At 42.1% G+C, this 23,810-nt stretch carries 21 protein-coding genes and 11 tRNA genes; 1 reads left to right on the forward strand and 31 read right to left on the reverse strand.

Annotated elements, in window-relative coordinates:
* Window positions 1–24 precede the first annotated feature (24 nt).
* The 17 genes from C9J42_RS10000 to pncC form a co-directional block, all read right to left on the reverse strand.
* Window positions 25–101 (reverse strand) — tRNA-Arg (locus tag C9J42_RS10000).
* Window positions 102–152: 51 nt separating this feature from the next.
* Window positions 153–229: transfer RNA gene (locus C9J42_RS10005), tRNA-Arg, on the reverse strand.
* A gap of 51 nt (window positions 230–280) precedes the next feature.
* Window positions 281–357: transfer RNA gene (locus tag C9J42_RS10010), tRNA-Arg, on the reverse strand.
* Between the two features lie 50 nt (window positions 358–407).
* Window positions 408–484 (reverse strand) — tRNA-Arg (locus tag C9J42_RS10015).
* A gap of 50 nt (window positions 485–534) precedes the next feature.
* Window positions 535–611 (reverse strand) — tRNA-Arg (locus C9J42_RS10020).
* Window positions 612–661: 50 nt separating this feature from the next.
* Window positions 662–738, reverse strand: a tRNA-Arg gene (locus tag C9J42_RS10025).
* 101 nt (window positions 739–839) lie between these two features.
* Window positions 840–931: transfer RNA gene (locus C9J42_RS10030), tRNA-Ser, on the reverse strand.
* 48 nt (window positions 932–979) lie between these two features.
* Window positions 980–1,056 (reverse strand) — tRNA-Arg (locus C9J42_RS10035).
* A gap of 62 nt (window positions 1,057–1,118) precedes the next feature.
* Window positions 1,119–1,210, reverse strand: a tRNA-Ser gene (locus tag C9J42_RS10040).
* A gap of 48 nt (window positions 1,211–1,258) precedes the next feature.
* Window positions 1,259–1,335: transfer RNA gene (locus C9J42_RS10045), tRNA-Arg, on the reverse strand.
* 53 nt (window positions 1,336–1,388) lie between these two features.
* A tRNA-Ser gene (locus C9J42_RS10050) sits at window positions 1,389–1,480 on the reverse strand.
* 248 nt (window positions 1,481–1,728) lie between these two features.
* Window positions 1,729–1,926, reverse strand: a complete 198-nt coding sequence (csrA, locus tag C9J42_RS10055; protein ID WP_005371488.1) for a carbon storage regulator CsrA — start codon at window positions 1,924–1,926, stop codon at window positions 1,729–1,731.
* Window positions 1,927–2,012: 86 nt separating this feature from the next.
* Window positions 2,013–3,197 (reverse strand): aspartate kinase, encoded by a 1,185-nt coding sequence (locus tag C9J42_RS10060; protein ID WP_107206644.1) that lies wholly within the window; start codon window positions 3,195–3,197, stop codon window positions 2,013–2,015.
* A gap of 16 nt (window positions 3,198–3,213) precedes the next feature.
* Window positions 3,214–5,838 (reverse strand): alanine--tRNA ligase, encoded by a 2,625-nt coding sequence (gene alaS, locus C9J42_RS10065; RefSeq protein ID WP_107301978.1) that lies wholly within the window; start codon window positions 5,836–5,838, stop codon window positions 3,214–3,216.
* A gap of 289 nt (window positions 5,839–6,127) precedes the next feature.
* The gene (gene kch / locus C9J42_RS10070; RefSeq protein ID WP_107206642.1) at window positions 6,128–7,357 is read right to left on the reverse strand and encodes a voltage-gated potassium channel protein; all 1,230 of its coding nucleotides are present in this window, start codon (window positions 7,355–7,357) and stop codon (window positions 6,128–6,130) included.
* A gap of 185 nt (window positions 7,358–7,542) precedes the next feature.
* Window positions 7,543–8,592, reverse strand: coding sequence for a recombinase RecA (recA, locus tag C9J42_RS10075; protein ID WP_107246402.1), 1,050 nt, complete (start codon window positions 8,590–8,592; stop codon window positions 7,543–7,545).
* Between the two features lie 125 nt (window positions 8,593–8,717).
* Entirely contained in the window at window positions 8,718–9,209 is a 492-nt protein-coding gene (gene pncC, locus C9J42_RS10080; protein WP_107206640.1) for a nicotinamide-nucleotide amidase, read from the reverse strand.
* Window positions 9,210–9,447: 238 nt separating this feature from the next.
* Between pncC and mutS the strand changes: the two genes are divergently transcribed.
* Entirely contained in the window at window positions 9,448–12,027 is a 2,580-nt protein-coding gene (gene mutS, locus C9J42_RS10085) for a DNA mismatch repair protein MutS (protein ID WP_107301980.1), read from the forward strand.
* Between the two features lie 117 nt (window positions 12,028–12,144).
* Here the strand turns inward: mutS and rpoS are convergent, their stop codons facing one another.
* The 14 genes from rpoS to C9J42_RS10155 all read right to left on the reverse strand — a co-directional run bounded on the left by rpoS (window position 12,145) and on the right by C9J42_RS10155 (window position 23,545).
* Window positions 12,145–13,158, reverse strand: a complete 1,014-nt coding sequence (gene rpoS / locus C9J42_RS10090; protein ID WP_107206638.1) for an RNA polymerase sigma factor RpoS — start codon at window positions 13,156–13,158, stop codon at window positions 12,145–12,147.
* An 83-nt stretch (window positions 13,159–13,241) separates the two neighbouring features.
* Window positions 13,242–14,105: a peptidoglycan DD-metalloendopeptidase family protein gene (locus C9J42_RS10095; protein WP_107206637.1), complete on the reverse strand. Its 864-nt coding sequence runs from the start codon at window positions 14,103–14,105 to the stop codon at window positions 13,242–13,244.
* A 21-nt stretch (window positions 14,106–14,126) separates the two neighbouring features.
* A complete protein-coding gene (locus C9J42_RS10100; protein ID WP_005371478.1) occupies window positions 14,127–14,756 on the reverse strand; it encodes a protein-L-isoaspartate(D-aspartate) O-methyltransferase in 630 nt (209 codons plus the stop codon).
* A gap of 2 nt (window positions 14,757–14,758) precedes the next feature.
* Window positions 14,759–15,508: a 5'/3'-nucleotidase SurE gene (gene surE, locus C9J42_RS10105; protein ID WP_107206636.1), complete on the reverse strand. Its 750-nt coding sequence runs from the start codon at window positions 15,506–15,508 to the stop codon at window positions 14,759–14,761.
* Window positions 15,486–16,541, reverse strand: a complete 1,056-nt coding sequence (gene truD / locus C9J42_RS10110; RefSeq protein WP_107260270.1) for a tRNA pseudouridine(13) synthase TruD — start codon at window positions 16,539–16,541, stop codon at window positions 15,486–15,488. The genes surE and truD overlap by 23 nt, the downstream gene beginning before the upstream one ends.
* Window positions 16,542–16,575: 34 nt before the next feature.
* Window positions 16,576–17,052, reverse strand: a complete 477-nt coding sequence (gene ispF / locus C9J42_RS10115) for a 2-C-methyl-D-erythritol 2,4-cyclodiphosphate synthase (protein WP_107287294.1) — start codon at window positions 17,050–17,052, stop codon at window positions 16,576–16,578.
* 5 nt (window positions 17,053–17,057) lie between these two features.
* Window positions 17,058–17,762 carry a 2-C-methyl-D-erythritol 4-phosphate cytidylyltransferase gene (gene ispD, locus C9J42_RS10120; RefSeq protein WP_107206634.1) on the reverse strand — a complete coding sequence of 235 codons (705 nt, stop codon included), beginning with the start codon at window positions 17,760–17,762 and terminating at the stop codon, window positions 17,058–17,060.
* Between the two features lie 35 nt (window positions 17,763–17,797).
* Window positions 17,798–18,076 carry a cell division protein FtsB gene (gene ftsB, locus C9J42_RS10125; protein ID WP_005371471.1) on the reverse strand — a complete coding sequence of 93 codons (279 nt, stop codon included), beginning with the start codon at window positions 18,074–18,076 and terminating at the stop codon, window positions 17,798–17,800.
* Window positions 18,077–18,415: 339 nt separating this feature from the next.
* Window positions 18,416–19,720: a phosphopyruvate hydratase gene (gene eno, locus C9J42_RS10130; protein WP_005371469.1), complete on the reverse strand. Its 1,305-nt coding sequence runs from the start codon at window positions 19,718–19,720 to the stop codon at window positions 18,416–18,418.
* Between the two features lie 80 nt (window positions 19,721–19,800).
* A complete protein-coding gene (locus C9J42_RS10135) occupies window positions 19,801–21,441 on the reverse strand; it encodes a CTP synthase (protein WP_107206633.1) in 1,641 nt (546 codons plus the stop codon).
* Window positions 21,442–21,658: 217 nt separating this feature from the next.
* Window positions 21,659–22,471 (reverse strand): nucleoside triphosphate pyrophosphohydrolase, encoded by an 813-nt coding sequence (mazG, locus tag C9J42_RS10140; RefSeq protein WP_107206632.1) that lies wholly within the window; start codon window positions 22,469–22,471, stop codon window positions 21,659–21,661.
* 102 nt (window positions 22,472–22,573) lie between these two features.
* The gene (locus C9J42_RS21430; RefSeq protein WP_146144299.1) at window positions 22,574–22,888 is read right to left on the reverse strand and encodes a hypothetical protein; all 315 of its coding nucleotides are present in this window, start codon (window positions 22,886–22,888) and stop codon (window positions 22,574–22,576) included.
* Window positions 22,889–22,902: 14 nt separating this feature from the next.
* Complete coding sequence (locus tag C9J42_RS10150) at window positions 22,903–23,091, reverse strand: hypothetical protein (RefSeq protein ID WP_107206631.1); 189 nt, start codon at window positions 23,089–23,091, stop codon at window positions 22,903–22,905.
* 145 nt (window positions 23,092–23,236) lie between these two features.
* Entirely contained in the window at window positions 23,237–23,545 is a 309-nt protein-coding gene (locus C9J42_RS10155) for a hypothetical protein (protein ID WP_146144059.1), read from the reverse strand.
* Window positions 23,546–23,810 lie beyond the last annotated feature (265 nt).

Below are 23,810 nucleotides of genomic sequence, written 5' to 3' on the forward strand. Positions count from 1 at the left end.
GTTAAGGCTTATCACTTTTAAAAATGGTGCGCGCGGGAGGATTCGAACCTCCGACCGCCTGGTTCGTAGCCAGGTACTCTATCCAGCTGAGCTACGCGCGCACTAAATCGGTGTAACAGCAACAAGCATTGAGGCTTATCACTTTTAAGTAATGGTGCGCGCGGGAGGATTCGAACCTCCGACCGCCTGGTTCGTAGCCAGGTACTCTATCCAGCTGAGCTACGCGCGCACTAAATCGGTGTAACAGCAACAAGCTTTAAGGCTTATCACTTTTAAATAATGGTGCGCGCGGGAGGATTCGAACCTCCGACCGCCTGGTTCGTAGCCAGGTACTCTATCCAGCTGAGCTACGCGCGCACTAAATCGGTGTAATAGCAACAAGCATTGAGGCTTATCACTTTTAAAAATGGTGCGCGCGGGAGGATTCGAACCTCCGACCGCCTGGTTCGTAGCCAGGTACTCTATCCAGCTGAGCTACGCGCGCACTAAATCGGTGTAATAGCAACAAGCATTGAGGCTTATCACTTTTAAAAATGGTGCGCGCGGGAGGATTCGAACCTCCGACCGCCTGGTTCGTAGCCAGGTACTCTATCCAGCTGAGCTACGCGCGCACTAAATCGGTGTAACAGCAACAAGCGTTAGGCTTATCACTTTTAAATAATGGTGCGCGCGGGAGGATTCGAACCTCCGACCGCCTGGTTCGTAGCCAGGTACTCTATCCAGCTGAGCTACGCGCGCACTGTTCTTTCTTAGAGAAAGATATTCCTTTGAGCTATAAAAGGAAATAGTGCAGTCGACAAACCTTACCTTGCGATAATCGTTGACGAAAGCAAAATAAATGGCGGTGAAGGAGGGATTCGAACCCTCGATACGGGATAAACCGTATACTCCCTTAGCAGGGGAGCGCCTTCAGCCTCTCGGCCACCTCACCACACAAATCGGTGTGAATAACAAGTTTACCACTCATCATCCTAAATAATGGTGCGCGCGGGAGGATTCGAACCTCCGACCGCCTGGTTCGTAGCCAGGTACTCTATCCAGCTGAGCTACGCGCGCACTGGGTGCTTCTCGCTAAAGAAACACCATATTGATATCAACAAGGTTGCCATCAATAATAATGGCGGTGAAGGAGGGATTCGAACCCTCGATACGGGATAAACCGTATACTCCCTTAGCAGGGGAGCGCCTTCAGCCTCTCGGCCACCTCACCACACAAATCGGTGCGAATAACAAGTTTACCACTCATCACTCTAAATAATGGTGCGCGCGGGAGGATTCGAACCTCCGACCGCCTGGTTCGTAGCCAGGTACTCTATCCAGCTGAGCTACGCGCGCACTAAATGCCTTAATGGCTAACTTATCTTATCAAGATAAAACAAGTTGAAAGATGGCGGTGAAGGAGGGATTCGAACCCTCGATACGGGATAAACCGTATACTCCCTTAGCAGGGGAGCGCCTTCAGCCTCTCGGCCACCTCACCGTCTTTCGGGGGCTCATATTACTGTCAGCCAAAAATAAGTCAATCACTTTATTGATAAAAAATGACAATCACGAACCGCATGCGTACTTAATAATCAATGAGGTAATTTATACAACGTAAGCGTTGAATTATTCACTTACTTTTAACTTAATGGGGCCTGTAATTACTCGCGATTAAATAAATATTTAAACGCATTCATTTATTACAAATACAAAAAAGGCCTAGTTTTATACCAGACCTTCTTCAAATTAATAGTTACCAGAACCCTGAGAGTCTGTTTCTTTTTCCGCTTGAATTCGCATATAAATTTCTTCGCGGTGAACAGATACTTCTTTAGGTGCATTAACACCAATACGTACTTGGTTACCTTTAACGCCTAAAACAGTTACGGTCACTTCATCACCGATCATTAGGGTTTCACCTACGCGACGTGTCAAAATTAACATTTATGTGCTCCTTGAGTCATCTCAATCTTATAAGAATTTAACGTTTACTATCCAATATTATTTACGACTTCGTAAATAGCCACTGCTCAAGAAACAGCGAGATATGATTGATTATCCAGACTTTGGCCGTCAACCACAAACCTTTTATGGATTAAATCTACAGCAGCGACATGATCATCATCATTAATTAACAAAGATAAACATTGTTTGTCACTCTGGTAAGTATGCACTTTAATGTTAGCCTCCTTTAACACCTTTTGAACTGAATCCAAATAGTGTTCCGTGTTATCTCCTACTAAGGAAAGAATGGAGACCATACCAATATGGCGCATTTTACTATCAAAAACTAGCTTCAAGCGTGCAATATCATCATTTACAACAACTATTTGTGATTTATTCTCATCACTTGCATGAGCAATAATCCACGCAGTTCCACCAAATAATGCTAAATGTTTGCTGATCTCAGTTTCTGGAAGCGCTATTTCAAGCAACGCATGTTGATTTTGTAACGCGATACCAATAATAGTTGATGAAACCATACTATCAAAATTTACTAGCGTCCCTTCACTATCATCAAAAGAAGAAAGTACACGAAGTGGAACGCGATGCTGGCAAGCATACTCAACAGATTGTAGCTGTAGTACTTTCGCACCCAAACGAGCCATTGACGTCATGTAGTCAAAATGAATGACATCGAGTCGTATTGCTGTAGGAACAATTCTTGGATCGGTAGAATAAACGCCATCAACATCAGTAAAGATCTGACATTCGTCTGCATCTAACGCACTTGCAATCGCTACTGCGGTGGTATCAGAACCACCGCGCCCCAATGTCGTAATATTGCCATCAATATCACGACCTTGAAAGCCAGCGACAATAACAATGTTATCGTCGCCAAGTAATGCGGTTATTCGCTGCGTTTCAACTTCACGAATAGTGGCATTATTAAATGCATTATCTGTTCGAATAACAACTTGATCAGCGATCAACGATACCGCACTGTAGCCACGTTTATTCAATGCCATGGCTAACAAGGCAATTGACACCTGCTCTCCCGCTGCAAGCAATACATCTAGCTCACGTGGTGTTGGTATTTCGTCTATTTGCTTGGCTAGACCTAATAAACGATTGGTCTCTCCAGCCATCGCAGAAAGAACAACGACAACTTGATGGCCAGACTGGCGTGCTTTTATCACACGCTCAGCCACCGCTTCAATTCGCTCTATTGAGCCAACCGATGTTCCACCAAATTTCTGCACTAATAGTGCCACATTACCTCTCCAGTAATTACAGTTTATCAGCTAGCCATGGTGCAACGGTTTCTAGTGCTGCAGGTAATGCTGCAGCATCTGTACCACCAGCTTGCGCCATATCAGGACGACCACCGCCCTTGCCGCCAACTTGTTGAGCAACTAGGTTAACTAGTTCACCCGCTTTAACTTTGCCAATAAGATCTTTTGTTACACCTGCAATTAAGCCTACTTTGTCGTCGCTTACATTACCAAGTAGAACAACACCACTGCCTAGCTGATTTTTAAGTTCATCAACCATGCCACGAAGTGCTTTATTATCTGCGCCATTAAGTTTTGCGATTAAAACTTTAACGCCATTAATCTCTTGTGTTTGATTGATAAGTGTTGCGCCTTCTTGTGCCGCTAACTTATCTTTTAATTGTTGGATCTCTTTTTCAAGTTGCTTGCTGTGCGAAACTAATGCTTCCACTTTGCTTACAACTGATGCTGAATCAGATTTCACTAGACGAGCAGTCTTAGCTAGCATTACATCTTCGTTATGCATCGCTTCAATTGCCGCAGCGCCTGTTACCGCTTCGATACGACGAATACCAGCCGCGATACCGCTTTCAGATAGGATCTTAAATAGACCAATGTCACCAGTGCGAGTTGCGTGAATACCACCACAAAGCTCAGTTGAAAACTCACCCATGCTTAGTACGCGTACTTCATCATCGTATTTTTCGCCAAATAGTGCCATTGCACCTTTCGCTTTCGCCGCTTCGATGTCCATGATATTGGTTTCAATCGCATGGTTAGCACGGATTTGGTCGTTAACCATGGTTTCTACAGCGCGTAGTTGTTCTGGTTTAACGGCTTCTAGATTAGAGAAATCGAAACGTAGACCATCAGCTTTGACTAATGAACCTTTCTGAGCCACATGCTCACCCAAAATGTTACGCAGTGCTGCGTGCATTAGGTGTGTTGCTGAGTGGTTTAGGCTGATTGCTGCACGGCGCGTTGAATCTACAGACGCTGTTAGTTTTTGACCAACAGTTAGTGTACCTTCAGCAACTTGACCTTTATGACCAATTGCTGCACCAAACTTTTGCGTATCAGCAACGTTGAACAGTACACCTTCAGCAGTAAGAATACCGCTATCACCACACTGACCACCTGACTCTGCATAGAATGGTGTATTCGTGAGTACGACTAGCGCCTCTTCACCTGCATTTACGCTATCAACAGCAACACCATCACGGTATAGGGCAACAATTTCACCTTCACCGTCTGTTGCGCTGTAACCACAGAATTCTGTTTCAGCATCAACTTTGATTGCTGTGTTGTAATCAACACCAAAGTTACCCGCATCACGAGCACGTTGACGTTGTTCTTCCATTGCCGCTTCAAAACCGTCTTCATCAATAGTGAAGCCACGCTCACGAGCAACATCGTTGGTTAAATCAGCAGGGAAACCGTACGTATCGTATAGTTTAAATACTGTTTCACCATCAAGCACTTTACCGTCTAAGTTATCTAGTGCTTCGTTAAGAATTGTCAAACCTCGGTCAAGAGTACGACCAAAGTTGTCTTCTTCAATCTTAAGAACTTTTTCTACTAGTTCTTGCTGTGCTTTTAGCTCTTCACCAGCGGTACCCATGATCTCAGCAAGTGGACCTACAAGCTTGTAGAAGAATGCACCTTGTGCGCCTAGCTTGTTACCGTGACGCACTGCGCGACGGATAATACGACGAAGTACGTAACCACGACCTTCGTTTGACGGCATAACACCATCAGAGATCAAGTAAGCACATGAACGGATGTGGTCAGCCACAACGCGTAGTGATTGGTTAGACAGATCGTCAAAGCCGATCACTTTCGCCGCTTCTTTGATTAGCGTTTGGAAAATGTCGATTTCGTAGTTTGAGTGTACGCCTTGCATAATTGCAGCAATACGCTCAATACCCATACCGGTATCAACAGAAGGCTTAGGTAGCGGTTCCATTGTACCGTCAGCTTGACGGTTGAACTGCATAAATACGTTGTTCCAGATCTCGATGAAACGGTCACCATCTTCTTCTGGTGTACCTGGACGTCCACCCCAAATGTGATCACCGTGATCGTAGAAAATTTCTGTACATGGACCACAAGGACCTGTATCCCCCATCTGCCAGAAGTTGTCAGACTCAAAAGGCTTGCCACCTTTCTTATCACCGATACGCACGATACGATCAGCTGGAATACCTATTTCTTTGTTCCAGATTTCAAATGCTTCGTCATCGGTTTCATACACAGTCACAACCAAACGATCAGCTGGCAGTTTAAGAACAGAGGTTAAAAATTCCCAAGCGTATGCAATTGCATCATGCTTGAAGTAATCGCCAAAGCTGAAGTTACCTAACATTTCGAAGAATGTATGATGACGCGCTGTAAAACCTACATTTTCAAGGTCGTTATGCTTACCACCTGCGCGTACACAGCGCTGAGCCGTTGTCGCTCGCGTGTAGCTGCGCTTTTCTAAACCTAAGAAAACATCTTTAAATTGGTTCATACCCGCGTTTGTGAACAACAATGTTGGGTCGTTCGCAGGTACAAGAGAGGAGCTTTCCACTATTTGGTGGCCTTTGCTCTCGAAAAACGCAAGATACGCACGGCGGATCTCATCAGTGCTCATGTACATTGGCAAATCCTGAATTAATGCTTTATTGAAAGACAGAAAATCATACTTATGTGATCTTCCTCCTCGCCTTTTTGGGTATGAAAAACATACTTTAGTTAAAAGGTCGAGCTGAGTAATCGAACTAAGATAAATTTTTTGGGGGCTATTGTAAAACAACGGCAGCAATAACTGAAAATGTTATATGGGAAAATGCATTAAATAATCCGATTATTTAATGCATTTGGTAGGTGATAGCTCAGGATTGAATGAGACGTTCGCGTAATTTATGAGATAAACACTTTTCGGCTACCTATTTCGAGATCTCTTTTGCTGATAAGCCTTGAACAGAGTTAAGAAGTGAAGAAACGATCGAATCACTATCAATACTTTCACCATTTAACACCCGCGCTAAAATATCACTAGCAAATTGCTGCGGTGAAATCACAATATCAGGATTCACACTTTTCACTTTATTAATATTTTTACTGTCATTTACCAATGCAACCGTACGTGCACTGCTTTCTAATTCAATCGCTGACAGCACAATAAAAGCATTATCAGCATCGTCATCACTTAATGCGAGCACCGCTTTTGCATTCATAACACCGGCTTGAGTTAAGATCTCACCGTCGCTGTAATCCCCCACTACAACATCTAAATCTTCAAGTAAATCCTTCGCTGCTTGTTGAGTGCGAGGAGATACGATCACGGTGATTGGTTGTTTACGAGAAGACAGTTGCTTTATTGTATTGATTGCAAGGCTAGATAAGCCACAAATAATAAAATGATTAGTTCTATTCATTTTTTTAGTATTACCTTTAACAAGTCGCTCAAAACCACTATGAACAACAGGACCTAATACTGATGTCGCCGATGTAGCAAAGACCGTGATACCAGACACTATGACTGAGATAGTAAATAATCGTGCAGGCTCCGAAACGGGAACAATATCACCATACCCCACTGTCGACATAGTTTCTATCGCGTAATAAAACGCGGTCAATAATGAGGTAATTTTAGGGTCAAAACCATCTCCAAAATACAGCGCACCATAGGTTGACGTGAGCATTAACGTGATCACGCTGATCAACGCAAAAATACTACCCGCAGCAACACTGCTTCTTGAAAAATGGCGACGAACTAGAAATAAAATTAATAAAGAAATTAAGCCATAGTGAATATTATAGGTCTGATCAGGGTGGATATGCGCGGTATAAAGCGTATCGATGATCATTAAAGTGAAACTGATCATCCACGATATTCGAGCTCTAAAAAAGAGTCCAATAGAGCTTAAAGCTATAAATACACCCAGCATGAAATAAGGCGCGTTAGTTAAAAAACTATGGTTAATTTGCTCATAATCTTTCACATTAAAGATCGCGATCAAATCAATCGGTAAACCATAAATAGTATGGAAAATTAAACCGCTATTAACCAATACAAATAATGCGACAAAAATATGCCTAATACTATAGAGCCATAACGCGAAACGCTTAAAAATGCGTCCTGTCCAATGTAATAACGAAAAACCGTCTTTCACTTTCTATATACCTATTAAGCGATATCAATGAGTTACCGTTATAGCTTAGTAAAAAATAACGTTCATTTATATTAAAACAAAATACAACACTAAGGAGGATCTAATTTTCATTCTATAACTAAAATACACCAGATATAAAAAAACCCAATCCTAAGATTGGGTTTCTTGATACGAATTAACGTAATTTAGAATGCTTCGTCTTCTTCAATATCACTATTTTTCTCGTCAACTTGATCACCCTCAGTCACAGGTGTTAGTAGCAAGTCACGTAATTTTTTCTCAATTTCTGCAGCAATTGCAGGGTTTTCGACCAAGTACTTACAAGAGTTTGCCTTACCTTGACCAATTTTATCACCTTGGTAACTATACCAAGCACCCGCTTTTTCTACTAACTTATGCTTAACACCCAAATCAATGAGCTCGCCGTTACGGTTGAAACCTTGACCATAAAGAATTTGAGTTTCAGCTTGCTTAAACGGTGCTGCAATTTTGTTTTTAACTACTTTAATACGTGTTTCGTTACCAACAACTTCGTCTCCTTCTTTGATTGCGCCAGTACGACGGATATCAAGACGAACAGAAGCATAGAACTTCAGTGCATTACCACCAGTAGTCGTTTCAGGGTTACCGAACATCACACCAATCTTCATACGGATTTGGTTGATGAAGATACACATACAGTTTGACTGCTTAAGGTTGCCCGTTAACTTACGCATCGCTTGTGAAAGCATACGTGCTTGTAGACCCATGTGTGAGTCGCCCATTTCACCTTCGATTTCAGCTTTAGGTGTTAGAGCAGCCACTGAGTCAACAACGATTAAATCAACCGCGCCAGAGCGAGCTAATGCATCACAAATTTCAAGCGCTTGCTCACCTGTATCTGGCTGAGAAACTAATAGCTGATCGATATCAACACCTAGCTTCTGCGCATAGATAGGATCAAGTGCGTGTTCAGCATCGATGAAAGCACAGGTTTTTCCTTTACGCTGAGCTGCTGCAATCGTTTCAAGGGTTAAGGTTGTTTTACCAGATGATTCTGGACCGTAAATTTCTACAATACGTCCCATCGGTAAACCACCAGCACCGAGTGCAATATCTAACGATAATGAACCAGTTGAAATGGTTTCGATATCCATAGTACGGTTATCGCCCAACTTCATGATTGAACCTTTACCGAACTGCTTCTCAATCTGGCCTAACGCTGCGGCAAGAGCCTTTTGTTTGTTGTCGTCCATTCGACTCTCCAACGGATGCTAAAATGAAATGAGTGAAGTATTTCTATGCCGCCTAGTATACTGTCTATTCATACAGTGTCTATAGATGATCATAATTTTTTTGTTAAATGTGCATTAGCCTTGTGCTACTCCACCACACTTGATGCTCGTTCAAGCATGACAGACAATGCCTTAGCAATCGCTTGTAATCGTATATTTTTTCGATCGCCTTCAAAGTGGCAACATGTTGTTTGTCGCCAACCCGTTACATCAGCCCAACAAAACCAGACAGTACCCACAGGTTTTTCTTCACTACCACCATCAGGGCCAGCAATGCCACTGATCGCCACACTGATATCTGCCCGTGAAGCCGCTAATGCGCCACAAGCCATTTCAAATACCACAGCTTCACTTACCGCACCAAATTCTGCTAACGTCGCGCTAGAAACACTTAACATTTCTTGCTTTGCTTCGTTGCTATAGGTAACAAACGAGCGATTAAACCAAGCAGAGCTGCCCGCAATTTCAGTGATCGCATAAGCAACACCACCTCCAGTACAAGATTCCGCTGTCGTTGCAACCCAATTTTTATTTTTTAATGCCTGACCTAAATCTGTCGCAAGTTGTTCTATATTCATTTTTATTTACTCCTTGCTAGCGCTATCAACGTGAAATGCTCTCGATTTTTCGTTTCATAATACGAATTACAATTTCTTTTCTCGACTTTACCCCTATCTAAGGCTAATGCAAATATCTAAAAAAACGTATTTCGCTACTTTGCCCTATAGCCAGATTCACGTATCCTTAGCGATCAAATATTCATGGGTCATGCTGTTATGTCGGCATGACCACGTTCAAGCAAGAGTAGGCAATATCGTGACGATAAAAGGCTTAGAAAAACATACACCTATGATGCAGCAGTTCTTAAGAATCAAAGCTGAGAACCCTGATATATTATTGTTCTATCGCATGGGTGATTTCTATGAAATGTTTTTTGATGATGCGAAACGTGCCTCTCAACTGCTTGATATTTCGCTAACCAAACGTGGCTCAACCAATGGCGAGCCTATTCCGATGGCCGGTGTGCCTTACCATGCGGTTGAAGGTTATTTAGCTAAATTGGTTCAGCAAGGTGTATCTGTTGCGATTTGTGAGCAAATTGGTGATCCGGCTACCAGTAAAGGCCCTGTTGAACGTAAAGTCGTACGTATCGTCACGCCAGGTACGGTCAGTGATGAGGCGTTACTCAACGAGCGACGTGATAACTTAATTGCCGCTATCTATACTGCAAATAATAAATTTGGCTACGCAACATTAGATATCACCTCTGGTCGCTTCATGCTCACAGAGCCAAACAGCGAAGAAGAAATGCAGGCTGAATTACAACGTACTAGCCCTGCTGAACTACTTTATCCTGAAGATTTTACCTACCTACATTTAGTAGAACCGTTTAAAGGCAAACGTCGTCGCCCTATTTGGGAGTTTGAATTAGATACCGCGCGCCAGCAACTCACTCTGCAATTTGGTACCCGTGACTTAATCGGCTTTGGGGTTGAGAATGCGGAGTTAGGGCTATGTGCGGCTGGCTGTTTAATGCAATATGTCAAAGACACCCAACGTACGGCATTACCACATATTCGTGCAATCACTTTAGATACTAAAGATCATGCGGTTATCTTAGATGCTGCGACACGTCGCAATTTAGAGTTAACGCAAAACCTTGCCGGAGGCTACGATAACACGCTAGCAGCCGTCCTCGATCAAACCGCAACGCCGATGGGAAGCCGTTTATTAAAACGCTGGCTTCACCAACCTATTCGCGATCAAAAACAATTAAATGGTCGCCTAGATGCCATTGAAGCATTTAAAAATAGCGGCATGTTTGTCGATGTATCAGGCGTCTTGCGTCACATGGGTGACTTAGAACGTATTCTTGCGCGTCTTGCATTACGTTCAGCACGTCCTCGCGATTTAGCACGCATGCGAACGGCAATGCAGTATCTACCAGAACTTGCTGAATTATTAGCGGAAATACCCCAAACACGCATTAACGACTTAGCCACTCACGCAGCGCCGATGGACGAGCTATGTGAATTACTTGAGCATGCCATTATTGAAAATCCACCGGTTATCATTCGTGATGGTGGCGTTCTTGCACCGGGTTATAACGCAGAACTTGATGAGTGGCGTGATTTAGCAGATGGCGCAACTAAATTCTTAGAAGAATTAGAAGCCAGTGAACGCGAACGTCACGACATCGACAGCCTAAAAGTGGGCTTCAACCAAGTGCACGGTTTCTTTATTCAAGTAAGCCGTGGTCAAAGTCACTTAGTACCAAGTCATTATGTTCGTCGCCAAACACTGAAAAACGCAGAACGTTACATCATCCCTGAGCTTAAAGAGCATGAAGATAAAGTATTAAACTCTAAATCAAAAGCACTCGCTCTTGAGAAGAAATTATGGGAAGAGCTGTTTGATAAGCTATTGCCTCATCTTGAACAACTGCAAAATGCGGCAAGTGCATTATCAGAGCTTGATGTATTAACCAACCTTGCTGAACGTGCTGATAGCCTTAATTACTGTCGCCCTGAGTTAATGACAGAAACAGGCATCGAAATCACAGCAGGTCGTCACCCTGTCGTTGAGCATGTGCTAAGTGACCCCTTCATCGCCAACCCTATTTCGCTACATCAAGACCGTCGTATGTTAATCATCACGGGTCCTAATATGGGGGGAAAATCAACCTATATGCGCCAAACCGCATTAATTGCGTTAATGGCGCATGTTGGCTCTTTTGTCCCAGCTGAGGCGGTAAAAATTGGTCCATTAGATCGCATCTTTACCCGTATTGGTGCCTCTGATGACTTAGCATCAGGTCGCTCAACTTTCATGGTTGAAATGACAGAGACGGCAAATATCCTTCACAATGCGACCAAGCAAAGTTTAGTCTTAATGGATGAAATTGGTCGTGGTACCAGTACTTATGACGGCTTATCGCTGGCATGGGCAAGTGCGGAATGGCTCGCTGATAAAATCTCAGCCATGACACTCTTTGCGACTCATTACTTTGAATTAACCGAGCTGCCATCACTGTTAACAGGGCTAGCTAACGTTCACCTTGATGCCGTTGAGCATGGTGATGAAATCGCCTTTATGCATGCTGTACAAGAAGGTGCCGCAAGCAAGTCTTATGGTTTAGCGGTAGCGAGCTTAGCTGGGGTGCCTAAGACGGTGATTAAACGCGCTAAGATCAAACTACAGCAATTGGAGGCATCAGGTCACCAACAAGCTCTGCAACCTAGCGAGATCACAACGGGCGCACCTAAAGAAGAGCATCAATTAAGTTTGATCCCAGAGCCGAGTGAAGTAGAAGAAGCTTTAGCAAACGTTAATCCTGATGAGTTAACACCACGTCAAGCACTTGATGAGCTCTATCGTTTAAAGGCGCTGCTTTAATTAAACAACATTAAAATCAGATACAAAAAAGGACGCTGAAGCGTCCTTTTTTATTACTTTAAATTCATTACTGGCTCTTAAAAAGTGATTTAAATAATTGTTAAAGCCATATTAAATCTAAACTTCTTGATTAAATAGTGATTCGATATTTAATCCTTGATGAGTCAACATATCACGCAAACGTCGTAAGCCTTCAACTTGAATTTGACGTACTCGTTCACGGGTTAAACCAATTTCTCGTCCCACATCTTCTAATGTTGAGGCTTCATAACCTAATAGGCCAAATCGACGCGCTAACACTTCACGTTGTTTAGGGTTGAGTTCTTGTAACCAGTGAACAATCGAGTTTTTTATATCATCGTCTTGGGTTGATGATTCAGGACTGCCACCTTTCTCATCAGGAATAATATCAAGCAGTGCTTTTTCAGAATCCCCACCGATCGGATTATCGACCGAGCTCACACGCTCATTTAAGCGCAGCATACGGTTCACATCATCAACCGGTTTTTCCAGTTGTTGAGCGATATCTTCTGCCGTTGGCTCATGATCCAGCTTTTGTGCTAATTCACGTGCTGTACGTAAATAGACATTGAGCTCTTTAACGACATGGATTGGCAGCCGAATAGTACGGGTTTGATTCATGATAGCCCGTTCAATCGTTTGACGGATCCACCATGTAGCATAGGTAGAAAAACGGAATCCACGCTCGGGATCAAACTTCTCAACCGCGCGGATCAGGCCTAAATTACCTTCTTCGACTAAGTCAAGTAACGCAAGTCCTCGGTTACTATAACGGCGTGATATTTTAACCACTAAACGAAGATTACTTTCAATCATACGTTTACGGGCGACTTCATCGCCTCTTAATGCGCGTCGCGCATACAATACTTCTTCTTCTGCGGTAAGTAAGGGCGAATAGCCAATTTCACCGAGATAGAGTTGAGTTGCATCCAGTGCTTTTTGAGTGGACTCATATTTGGCAAGTTCAGCATCATCTGTATCATCGGTTACAGGTGATGCTGCGGTAGTTTCAGAACTATCATCAGCAGACGTAGGTGCTGGTACATCAATATCCAGTTCTTCGTCTAAAGTGAATGAATCAAGGTTTGTGGCTGTGCTGCTTCTACTCATAGCGCCTCCCAGATGGCGAGTTAGCAAGACATTACAACTTCATCATGTCATCTCTTATTACTGCATCATTGATCTTTCACTTTTTACTTCGGTAAATAACGCATCGGATCGACGGATTTACCCTTATAGCGAATTTCAAAGTGTAGCCTTACACTGCTAGCCCCAGTGCTTCCCATGGAAGCTATCTTTTGCCCAGCTTTTACTTGTTGTTGTTCTTTTACGAAAATTTTGTCGTTGTGTGCATAAGCACTTAAGTAGTCTTCACCATGCTTAATAATGACTAAATTACCGTAACCCGGTAGCGCATCACCAGCATATACAACAAGACCTGCGGCAGTCGCCTTAATAGCTTCTCCTCGCGTACCTGCAATATCAATACCTCTATTGCCGTTATCTGAATTAGAAAAACCAGCAATAATTTTCCCTTTTACAGGCCAAGCCCATTTAGATGTTGCTGAACTTGTACTTGGCTTAGTTGTTACAGGTTTGTTAACTTTTGAGTTTTCAGAGTACTCTTTTGGTTTTGGCTGTGCAACCGTTTTATTGGTTGTTTTTTGCTCTGGTTGTTTAACAACTGGCTTTTTCGGTGTTGTTGGAGTGGTATTTACAACAGGAGGCTTGACCACAACAGGAGGCGTTGAAGAACTATATGATGAACTATTACTTCCACTAGAGAGCACTAAACGCTGGCCTGGATAGATAATATAAGGCTCTGATAGATTATTGATTTTCACAATATCTTTTACATTTTGCCCCGTAACATAGGAAATAAAATATAACGTATCTCCTTTCTTTACCGTGTATGAATTTCCTTTAAAACTACCACGCTCTAATTGTGAGTAATCTTTGCTGAGATTGGCAACCGGTGCTGGTGTATGACTACTACAAGCTGATAGCAGGATCATACTCGTCACCGCTAACAAGGAAGGTTGAATTATTTTTTTCATCATACACTCTGTATTCATGGTTTAAGCCAAATCTCCAGCCAATAAAGGCACAAATCTTACGGGTTCAATCACGGTTTCGCAAAATGCTTCGCCATTTCGAACAATCAATTTCAATTCTTGCTGTTGACAACCAACAGGTAAAATTAATCGTCCACCATCAACAAGTTGAGCAAGTAAGCTCTGGGGGATCTCACTTGCTGCAGCTGTCACGATAATCGCATCAAAGGGACCTTTGCTTGCCCATCCTTGCCAGCCATCGCCATGTTTGGTTGATATATTATGTAACTCTAACTGCTTGAAACGTCGTTTGGCCTGCCACTGCAACGCTTTAATTCGTTCAACCGAATAAACATGCTCAACCAGCTGTGCTAATACGGCGGTTTGATATCCAGAGCCAGTACCAATCTCTAATACAGAGGATTGATAGGTTAACCCTAGTAACTCTGTCATCCTTGCTACAATATAAGGCTGAGAAATCGTTTGTCCGCTACCTATGGGTAACGCATTGTTTTCGTATGCCTGATAGGAAAAAGCTTCATCAATAAAACGCTCTCGAGGCACTGTTGCAATCGCATTGAGAACACGTTGATTACTTATCCCTTTATTGTTTAAAAATGTTATCAAGCTATCTACTTGATTTTGATACCGCATGACTACTGGATCTCCACATTTTTCATCCAGCCCTCAATTCCAACCATGGCATCATGCGCGGTTAAATCGACTTGTAGAGGCGTGATTGATACCGCTCCTTGCTCTATCGCATAAAAGTCAGTACCAATACCAGCATCTTGGCATTGACCAGGAGGGCCTAACCAATATAGTGGTTGGCCTCTTGGGTCATGCTCTTTGATCATATTTTCAGCACGATGTCTTGCCCCAAGACGAGTGACTTGCCAAGCTTTAAGTTGCTCAAAAGGCACATCAGGAACATTAATATTTAATATATTGTTGCTGGGTAATGGCTGCTTAGATAGCTGTTCAATCACTTGTTTCACAACCTTTGCTGCCGTTATAAAGTGTGTATTACCAACAAGTGATACTGCAATAGCAGGAACACCTAGAAAGTGCCCTTCTGTTGCCGCTGCCACAGTACCGGAATACAGCACGTCATCACCTAAATTAGCGCCATGATTGATCCCTGCAACGACAATATCGGGACGTTCATCCAACCATTCATTCAGTGCAAAATGCACACAATCAGTTGGCGTTCCTTGTACTGAAATACGGTTTTCAGCTTCTTGTCGAATACGCAGTGGATAATCTAAGGTCAATGAATTTGAAGCACCCGATCGATTTCGATCGGGTGCAACCACAATTACATCGGCCAGTTGGCTTAATTCTTTTGCAAGTGTATTGATGCCTTCGGCAAAAATGCCATCATCATTGCTGATCAATATTCTCATCATTCACAACCTCAGAGTTAAGTGGCATGATTAACTCACGCACTACCGAGGTGGCAAAACTACCAGCAGGCAGAGCAAATGAAACAATCAAATCTTTGTCTTCAAAATGCCATTGCATATTATTAGGCATTAATAATAATGCGCGACGATCATGACGCATTCGGTTATCTCGAACAAGCTTAACCAATGCAGGTTCTTGTTCAACAATTGCTAACTCAAATGCTTGTGCTTCAGCTTGAGTTGGCAGAGCATTATCACCAAGCAACGGACCGGTAATAGCTACCTCGCCACTATTGACTTGCTGTTGGAGTCCATCAGTTACCACATCAGCAACAAACGTGCGCTCATCGCCTGCCATTTGTAAGCAATCGCCTGCCATAATGGTTGAGGTTAAACCTTGCTCAATTCGCTTTGATAATACTTGGTTAAACATCCAAGAACGTGCTGCTGATAAGTAAAAACTTCGCTTACTCTTATCACGTACACGGAATTCATCATTGCCCCAAGCACGTGCTTTAACCACGTTATTACCACCATGACCAAAACGCTGCTCACCAAAATAGTTTGCAACACCTTGTGCTTTGATCATTTCCAGACGCTCAGTTAATGCATTAAGGTTATCTAGATCAGTAAGGCGTAATTGGAACCAGTTCCCCGCTAAATCACCTGGGCGTAATTTTTTATCATGGCGTGTCACTTCAAGAATTTCGACACCTGGATGTTCAGCTTCAAATTGGCTTAAATCAGGATCAGCTTTACCCGGTAAGTGAACGCTTAACCATTGCTCAGTGATTGCATGGCGATCTTTCAACCCAGCCCAGCTAACATCACGTGATTTAACACCACATGCTTTAGCTAACTCATTCACTACATATTTGGTGTTTTCACCGACTTTGCGAATTTTCACCATCAGGTGCTCGCCTGTACCGCTAAATTTAAAACCAAGTTCTTCATTAACGATGAAGTCCTGAGGACTGGCTTTAAGACGTCCGTGACAGATTGGCTTTGCATGTAGCCAATTAAAACAATCCATTATATTTTCTGCAGTGTTGGAGTGAGACATAAGCTCAAGATACCTTTTTAATTAAAACAACCGCTTCACAAGCAATGCCTTCTTTACGTCCAGTAAAACCTAAACGTTCAGAGGTCGTTGCTTTAACATTTACATTGGTGATATCTGTTTCCAGATCGTCTGCAATCGCTTGACACATCGCATCAATATACGGCGCCATTTTTGGCGCTTGTGCAATAATAGTAACGTCTACATTACCAAGTCTGTAACCTTGTGCTTTAACTTTACTGTAGACATCACGTAATAAAAATCGGCTATCAGCACCAGCCCATTCCGCATCTGTATCGGGAAAATGACGACCAATATCCCCTGCGCCTATTGCGCCAAGTAATGCATCACATACCGCGTGTAGTGCAACATCACCATCAGAATGAGCGATCAGACCTTGCTCATAAGGGATCGCTACCCCACCAATAATTACCGGGCCTTCACCACCAAATTTATGAACATCAAAACCATGACCAATTCGCATTATGGTTATTCCTTTAATAATTGTCGTAGGTAGAACTCAGCTAAAGCTAAATCTTCAGGTTGGGTTACTTTTAGATTATCCGCACGCCCTTTCACCAACACGGGGGAAAAACCACAAAATTCAAGCGCAGAGGCTTCATCAGTGATCACCGCCTTTTTTGCTAAAGCGGTCGTTAACGCATCACGTAGCTGACCGACACGAAACATTTGAGGTGTTAATGCATGCCATAGTTGCTCACGGTCAACGGTGTGATCAATCACTGCTCGTGTATTTGAATTAACAGTACTGCGTTTCATGGTATCGCGTACTGGCGTGGCAAGGATTGCACCATATTCAGACGTTTCAGCCGCAGCCATTAATTGACGAAGATCTTCGATACGTACACAAGGGCGAGCGGCATCATGTACCATCACCCAAGCGTTATCATCATTGATTGCAGCTAAGCCTGAAAATACCGAATCCACACGCTCATTACCACCATCAACCACAGTGATGCGAGGATCGCTCGCTAATGGTAACGTTGAAAAGTAAGGATCGTTCCTACTCACCGCAACCACAACATGTTGGACTTCAGGCAAGCTTAATAACCGCTCAACCGAATGTTCTAGAATAGTTTTACCAGCAATCGTTAAATATTGCTTAGGACGATCAGCGGCCATTCGGCTACCAATCCCTGCAGCAGGTACAATAGCAATGCATTTATCGATCATGAAAGGTTATCTCATCACTTAACTAAAATATGTAATTAGTTACTATCACTAACAACACGAATAAATGTTTCCCCTGGTTTTACCAAACCAAGATCGGTACGTGCACGCTCTTCCACAGCTTCTTTGCCGCCATGAAGATCTTTGATCTCCGCATACATTTGCTGATTACGCTGATGTAATTCGGCATTAGCGGCTTGTTGTAAGCTTACGCTCTCTGTGACAGCGGTAAATTCTTTCATACCGTTTTTGCCATACCAGAAATCATATTGTAGCCAAGCGATAAGAACCAATAATACAATAATAAACAGGCGCATACTTCTCCCTGCGACATAATTTTAAACAGCAAGCTGCATTCCGATTATTGAATAAACCTAAATAATTGGAATACATTTTGCGAGTCAGCAATAATCCCATAATCAGTCAATGGTGACTACTATTATGCCATGAGACTTTACATCTCCCTTACTTAGCCCTTCTTTTTGTTGAAAATAAAAACAGCATTCATGACAACAATACAAAATAAGCATTGATTCCTGCATAAATATTGATGCCGCTTAGTGATGCGTTTTTTATTTTAGCGATAAAAAAACCGCCTCTTGCAAGGCGGTTTTATTTACCAAATTGAGTAAACTCAATCATCGCTTAATAAAAAATTAAGCTTGGCCTTTAACTTCTTTAAGACCGTTGAAAGGAGCACGCTCACCTAGTGCTTCTTCGATACGGATAAGTTGGTTGTACTTAGCAACACGGTCAGAACGGCTCATAGAACCCGTTTTGATTTGACCTGCAGCAGTACCTACCGCTAGATCAGCGATAGTTGCGTCTTCTGTCTCGCCTGAACGGTGAGAGATAACAGCAGTGTAACCAGCGTCTTTAGCCATCTTAATAGCAGCTAGAGTTTCAGTTAGAGAACCGATTTGGTTAAGCTTGATTAGGATTGAGTTAGTGATACCTTTCTCAATACCTTCCGCGAAAATCTTAGTGTTTGTAACGAATAGATCGTCACCTACTAGTTGAATTTTGTCACCTAGTAGTTCAGTTTGGTGCTTGAAGCCAGCCCAATCTGATTCGTCTAGACCATCTTCGATAGAAACGATCGCTGGGAACTTCTCAGTTAGATCTTTAAGGAAGTAGTTGAACTCTTCTGAAGTGAATTGCTTACCTTCACCTTTAAGATCGTAGATACCTTGCTCTTTGTTGTAGAACTCAGATGCAGCACAGTCCATTGCTAGAGTAATATCAGTACCTAGCTCGTAACCTGCAGCTTCAACAGCTTCTTTAATTGCTTTAAGAGCAGCTTCGTTTGACTCTAGGTTTGGTGCGAAACCACCTTCGTCACCTACCGCTGTGCTCATGCCCTTAGACTTAAGAACTTTAGCTAGGCTGTGGAATACTTCAGAACCCATACGTACAGCTTCACGAAGTGTCTTAGCACCTACTGGCTGAATCATGAACTCTTGAATATCAACAGTGTTATCTGCGTGCTCACCACCGTTGATGATGTTCATCATAGGTAGAGGCATAGAGAACTGACCAGCAGTACCGTTTAGCTCTGCAATGTGCTCGAATAAAGGCATGCCTTTAGATGCCGCAGCTGCTTTTGCGTTAGCTAGTGATACAGCTAGGATTGCGTTAGCACCGAAGTTTGATTTGTTTTCAGTACCGTCAAGGTCGATCATAACTTGGTCGATTGCAGCTTGGTCTTTTGCATCTTGGCCGATTAGTGCTTCAGCGATTGGACCATTTGCAGCAGCAACAGCTTTCAGAACGCCTTTGCCTAGGAAACGAGATTTATCACCATCACGAAGCTCTAGAGCTTCACGAGAACCAGTTGAAGCACCAGATGGCGCAGCAGCCATACCTACGAAACCACCTTCTAGGTGAACTTCAGCTTCAATTGTTGGGTTACCACGTGAGTCAATGATTTCACGAGCTAGAACTTTAACGATCTTAGACATTGTGTTTCCTCTTGCTTTATCTTCAAATTAAAAGCTAAAAAAATAGCTGTAGCCATAACAACTACAGCTATCAGTAATCCTTACTGGTTAAGCTCACCACGGTGGTATGCACCCGCCGCTTTTACAAAACCTTCAAACAATGGGTGCCCATCACGAGGTGTCGATGTGAACTCAGGGTGGAACTGTGCAGCTACGAACCAAGGGTGATTCGGAACTTCAATAATTTCAACAAGTTTCTTGTCAGCAGACAAACCAGATACTTTTAGACCCGCTTTTTCAAGCTTAGGTAGTAAAGTGTTGTTTACTTCGTAACGGTGACGGTGACGCTCATGGATCGTTGGCTGACCGTATAACGTACGCGCTTTAGAACCATCTTGTAGATGACATAGCTGAGAGCCAAGGCGCATTGTACCGCCTAGATCTGATTTCTCAGTACGCTCTTCAACTTTACCTTCACTATCAATCCACTCAGTAATAAGACCAACGACTGGATATTTAGTTTCAGCATTAAATTCAGTTGAATGCGCATCAGACATTTTGGCTACATTTCGAGCAAACTCGATTAATGCTACCTGCATACCTAAACAAATACCTAGGTATGGAATATTATTTTCACGTGCGTATTGAGCAGTAAGGATCTTACCTTCAACACCACGGCTACCAAAACCACCTGGAACCAAGATTGCATCAAGGCCAGCCAGTACTTCTGTACCTTTTGACTCAACATCTTGAGAATCGATGTATTTGATTTTTACTGATAGACGATTTTTCAGGCCCGCGTGTTTAAGTGCTTCGTTAACTGACTTATATGCGTCTGGCAGTTCAATGTACTTACCAACCATACCAATAACGACTTCAGAGGTAGGGTTCGCTTCTTCATAAATAACTTGTTCCCACTCAGAAAGATCAGCTTCTGGTGCTGTAATACCAAAGCGCTTACACACTAAATCATCAAGACCTTGAGACTTAATTAATTGTGGGATTTTGTAGATTGAATCTACATCTTTCATTGAGATAACAGCTTTTTCCTGCACGTTACAGAACAGGGCAATTTTTGCACGCTCATTGGCAGGGATCATACGATCAGAACGACACACTAAGATGTCTGGCTGAATACCAATAGAAAGAAGTTCTTTTACTGAGTGCTGAGTTGGCTTAGTTTTCACTTCGCCAGCCGCTGCTAGGTAAGGAACAAGTGTCAAGTGCATGAACATGGTGTTTTCACGACCTTGCTCTACGGCTAATTGACGAATAGCTTCCATAAATGGGAGTGATTCAATATCACCCACAGTACCGCCTACTTCAACGATTGCTACATCATGACCTTCAGCACCCGCTAACACGCGAGATTTGATTTCATTCGTGATATGAGGAATTACCTGAATCGTTGCACCTAAGTAATCACCACGACGCTCTTTGCGTAATACGTCTGCGTACACGCGACCAGCTGTAAAGTTATTACGCTTAGTCATCTTGGTACGAATGAAACGCTCGTAGTGACCTAAGTCTAGGTCAGTCTCTGCACCGTCTTCCGTAACGAATACTTCGCCGTGTTGAATTGGGCTCATTGTGCCTGGATCAACGTTGATGTAAGGGTCAAGCTTCATCATAGTCACGTTAAGACCACGTGCTTCTAAAATCGCTGCAAGTGATGCAGCAGCAATGCCTTTACCTAGAGAGGAAACTACTCCGCCCGTAACAAAAATGTAATTCGTAGTCATGTTTAACCTGGAAGATTGGTGTAGAGGATAAATGTATCTGGACGGGAAATTAGTATACCAGACACCATTTATCGCCACAACGTGAAAACTATCACACCGCCATTTGATTTTTTTTGCTTCACATCAAGTAAGCGTTATGAACTGAAATATCAAGCTTTAACAAGCAGAACAATACCATAATGGTATAATGCATTTAAAAATCATGCTGAATTTTTAATTACTGGTTTTTACTTTCTTTCTCTTTAACACGATTCCATGCTTCATCTAGCTCAGTTAATGAACACTGACTAATGATCTTTCCTTGTTCTAGCACACTTTCTTCCACTTGGCGAAAACGCTTTTCAAATTTTTTATTGGCTTTTTGTAATGCCATCTCTGGTTTTACTTTTAAATGACGACTTAAATTCACCACTGAAAATAGTAGATCACCGAGCTCTTCTTCTATTCGTTGTTGTTCTGGCACCGCTTGAATCACTTCGTCCATCACTTCATCAAGCTCTTCTTTTACCTTATCAACCACTGGTGCTAATTCATCCCAATCAAAACCAACATTCGCGCAGCGTTTTTGAATTTTATCAGCACGCATTAATGCCGGTAATGCGTTTGGAATATTGGCAAGCAAGCTCTCATCTTGCTCTTTAGCTGCGCGCTCTTTGGCTTTTTCGGCTTCCCAGTTTTGTTGAACGGCTGCTTCATCATCAAAATCAGCATCACTAAAAACATGGGGATGGCGACGGACCAGCTTTTCACTTATGCCTGCCACTACATCGTCAAATTCAAACAACCCTTGTTCTTTGGCCATCTGACTATAAAAAACAACTTGGAACAATAAATCACCTAATTCTTCTTTTACATCGTTCCAGTTTTTCTGCTCGATGGCATCAGCCACTTCATAGGCTTCTTCAAGGGTATAGGGAACGATTGAATCAAAGTTTTGTTTCAAATCCCACGGACAACCACGATGTGGGTCTCGCAACTGAGACATAATTGCTAATAATTGTTCCATTTGAGACGCCTGTTTATTATCCATACCACCAACTCTTTAAAATGGCGCTTTAAGCTTCTAACTTTAAAAGTGCCAAAACTTCGATAGTTAATACTAGAAAACTAATTTAGAAATTCATAGCAACGATCAATCATCATCATGTTGGCAATGTTCATGTTGCTTATGATGATCTCTAGCATGATCACAACTTTCATGTCCATTATCGCCATCATAATGATGATTCTCACATCGATGTTGATGTGAATCATGGCGATGGTGTCTACACCCTTGGTGATGTGAATCATGGTGTTGGCAATCAGAGCGATGAGAGCACGTGTGATTAGAAGAATCTACGCTATAAGACTCTGCTAACGCATAGTTTGGCAACAGAAATGACATTAACAATAACAGTACTATTGTAAGACTTTTTTCTCTAATCATGCTTAATACATTCGACTTCATAATACCCCCGTTAATTATTTAAACGTTACTTTATCTGCACCCACTTTCATTCCCTGCAGGCAAAGAATAAAAAACAGCAATTGTTTGATGTCATCACTAGGTACATTGATAAAATTATTATCAGGAATAAGAAACATTGAAATAAGTAATAAAACACTCGTAATACTATTTTTAGTTAATAATTTTAATAGTAAATTTTTCATAATAGTTCTCTTGCCGCTTTATTTATAAAGCAACATCATTAATTAATAACAATCATCACTCATCTATATAATTAAGATGGGATAATTAATTTGTGAAATTAACACTTACTTTGAATCCAATTTAGATCCAGAAATAAGCAAACTATTAGGCAATAGGAGGGCGATAAATTGATTTTATAACGGCAAGAACAAGCGACTCTTGAAGATATTCAATCGGTAACAGCTTACTGACACGAGTGATAAGCAGCGGAGGAAAAGAGAGTAGATGAAATGGATTACTGCCAGTACGAGGCAGTACTCGACAACATGAGCACTGTGAACAATCATTACAACTATTCTCACATTGCAAACTACAGTGATGAGATTGTTGAGTAGCCGTTTGCTGGTATTGCAGTTCGCTCTTAATATTACTTGCTAAATTAGCAACATTAGAGACTTGAACATTTTGACTCATATACGCAGCATTCACACTACTACTTAACAGTAATATTGCTATAAATAATGCATATAATATTTTATGTAATTGAGATAAATACATACTGAGTCTTTATTTTAAAGTTAATAGAATACTATCGGTCTATTATATATGAGTCAACATCAAGTCTTATTTTAGATCATTAAATTAATAAATTATTCCATTTTAAGATGTGCGCGTTAATAATTACTACTATTCATTATGTCGTAATAAATAAAAAGGGAAGCATATTGCTCCCCTTAAT

It is taken from the genome of Photobacterium sp. GB-56, from assembly GCF_003026105.1.
GTDB lineage: Bacteria > Pseudomonadota > Gammaproteobacteria > Enterobacterales > Vibrionaceae > Photobacterium.

Excerpts from the sequence above, each read along its gene's own strand:
- csrA (WP_005371488.1), bottom strand. The coding sequence starts at position 1,926 with ATGTTAATTTTGACACGTCGCGTAGGTGAAACCCTAATGATCGGTGAT.
- alaS (WP_107301978.1), bottom strand. The coding sequence starts at position 5,838 with ATGTACATGAGCACTGATGAGATCCGCCGTGCGTATCTTGCGTTTTTC.
- recA (WP_107246402.1), bottom strand. The coding sequence starts at position 8,592 with ATGGACGACAACAAACAAAAGGCTCTTGCCGCAGCGTTAGGCCAGATT.
- pncC (WP_107206640.1), bottom strand. The coding sequence starts at position 9,209 with ATGAATATAGAACAACTTGCGACAGATTTAGGTCAGGCATTAAAAAAT.
- rpoS (WP_107206638.1), bottom strand. The coding sequence starts at position 13,158 with ATGAGTAGAAGCAGCACAGCCACAAACCTTGATTCATTCACTTTAGAC.
- C9J42_RS10095 (WP_107206637.1), bottom strand. The coding sequence starts at position 14,105 with ATGAAAAAAATAATTCAACCTTCCTTGTTAGCGGTGACGAGTATGATC.
- C9J42_RS10100 (WP_005371478.1), bottom strand. The coding sequence starts at position 14,756 with ATGCGGTATCAAAATCAAGTAGATAGCTTGATAACATTTTTAAACAAT.
- surE (WP_107206636.1), bottom strand. The coding sequence starts at position 15,508 with ATGAGAATATTGATCAGCAATGATGATGGCATTTTTGCCGAAGGCATC.
- truD (WP_107260270.1), bottom strand. The coding sequence starts at position 16,541 with ATGGATTGTTTTAATTGGCTACATGCAAAGCCAATCTGTCACGGACGT.
- ispF (WP_107287294.1), bottom strand. The coding sequence starts at position 17,052 with ATGCGAATTGGTCATGGTTTTGATGTTCATAAATTTGGTGGTGAAGGC.
- ispD (WP_107206634.1), bottom strand. The coding sequence starts at position 17,762 with ATGATCGATAAATGCATTGCTATTGTACCTGCTGCAGGGATTGGTAGC.
- ftsB (WP_005371471.1), bottom strand. The coding sequence starts at position 18,076 with ATGCGCCTGTTTATTATTGTATTATTGGTTCTTATCGCTTGGCTACAA.
- eno (WP_005371469.1), bottom strand. The coding sequence starts at position 19,720 with ATGTCTAAGATCGTTAAAGTTCTAGCTCGTGAAATCATTGACTCACGT.
- C9J42_RS10135 (WP_107206633.1), bottom strand. The coding sequence starts at position 21,441 with ATGACTACGAATTACATTTTTGTTACGGGCGGAGTAGTTTCCTCTCTA.
- mazG (WP_107206632.1), bottom strand. The coding sequence starts at position 22,471 with ATGGATAATAAACAGGCGTCTCAAATGGAACAATTATTAGCAATTATG.
- C9J42_RS21430 (WP_146144299.1), bottom strand. The coding sequence starts at position 22,888 with ATGAAGTCGAATGTATTAAGCATGATTAGAGAAAAAAGTCTTACAATA.
- C9J42_RS10150 (WP_107206631.1), bottom strand. The coding sequence starts at position 23,091 with ATGAAAAATTTACTATTAAAATTATTAACTAAAAATAGTATTACGAGT.
- C9J42_RS10155 (WP_146144059.1), bottom strand. The coding sequence starts at position 23,545 with ATGAGTCAAAATGTTCAAGTCTCTAATGTTGCTAATTTAGCAAGTAAT.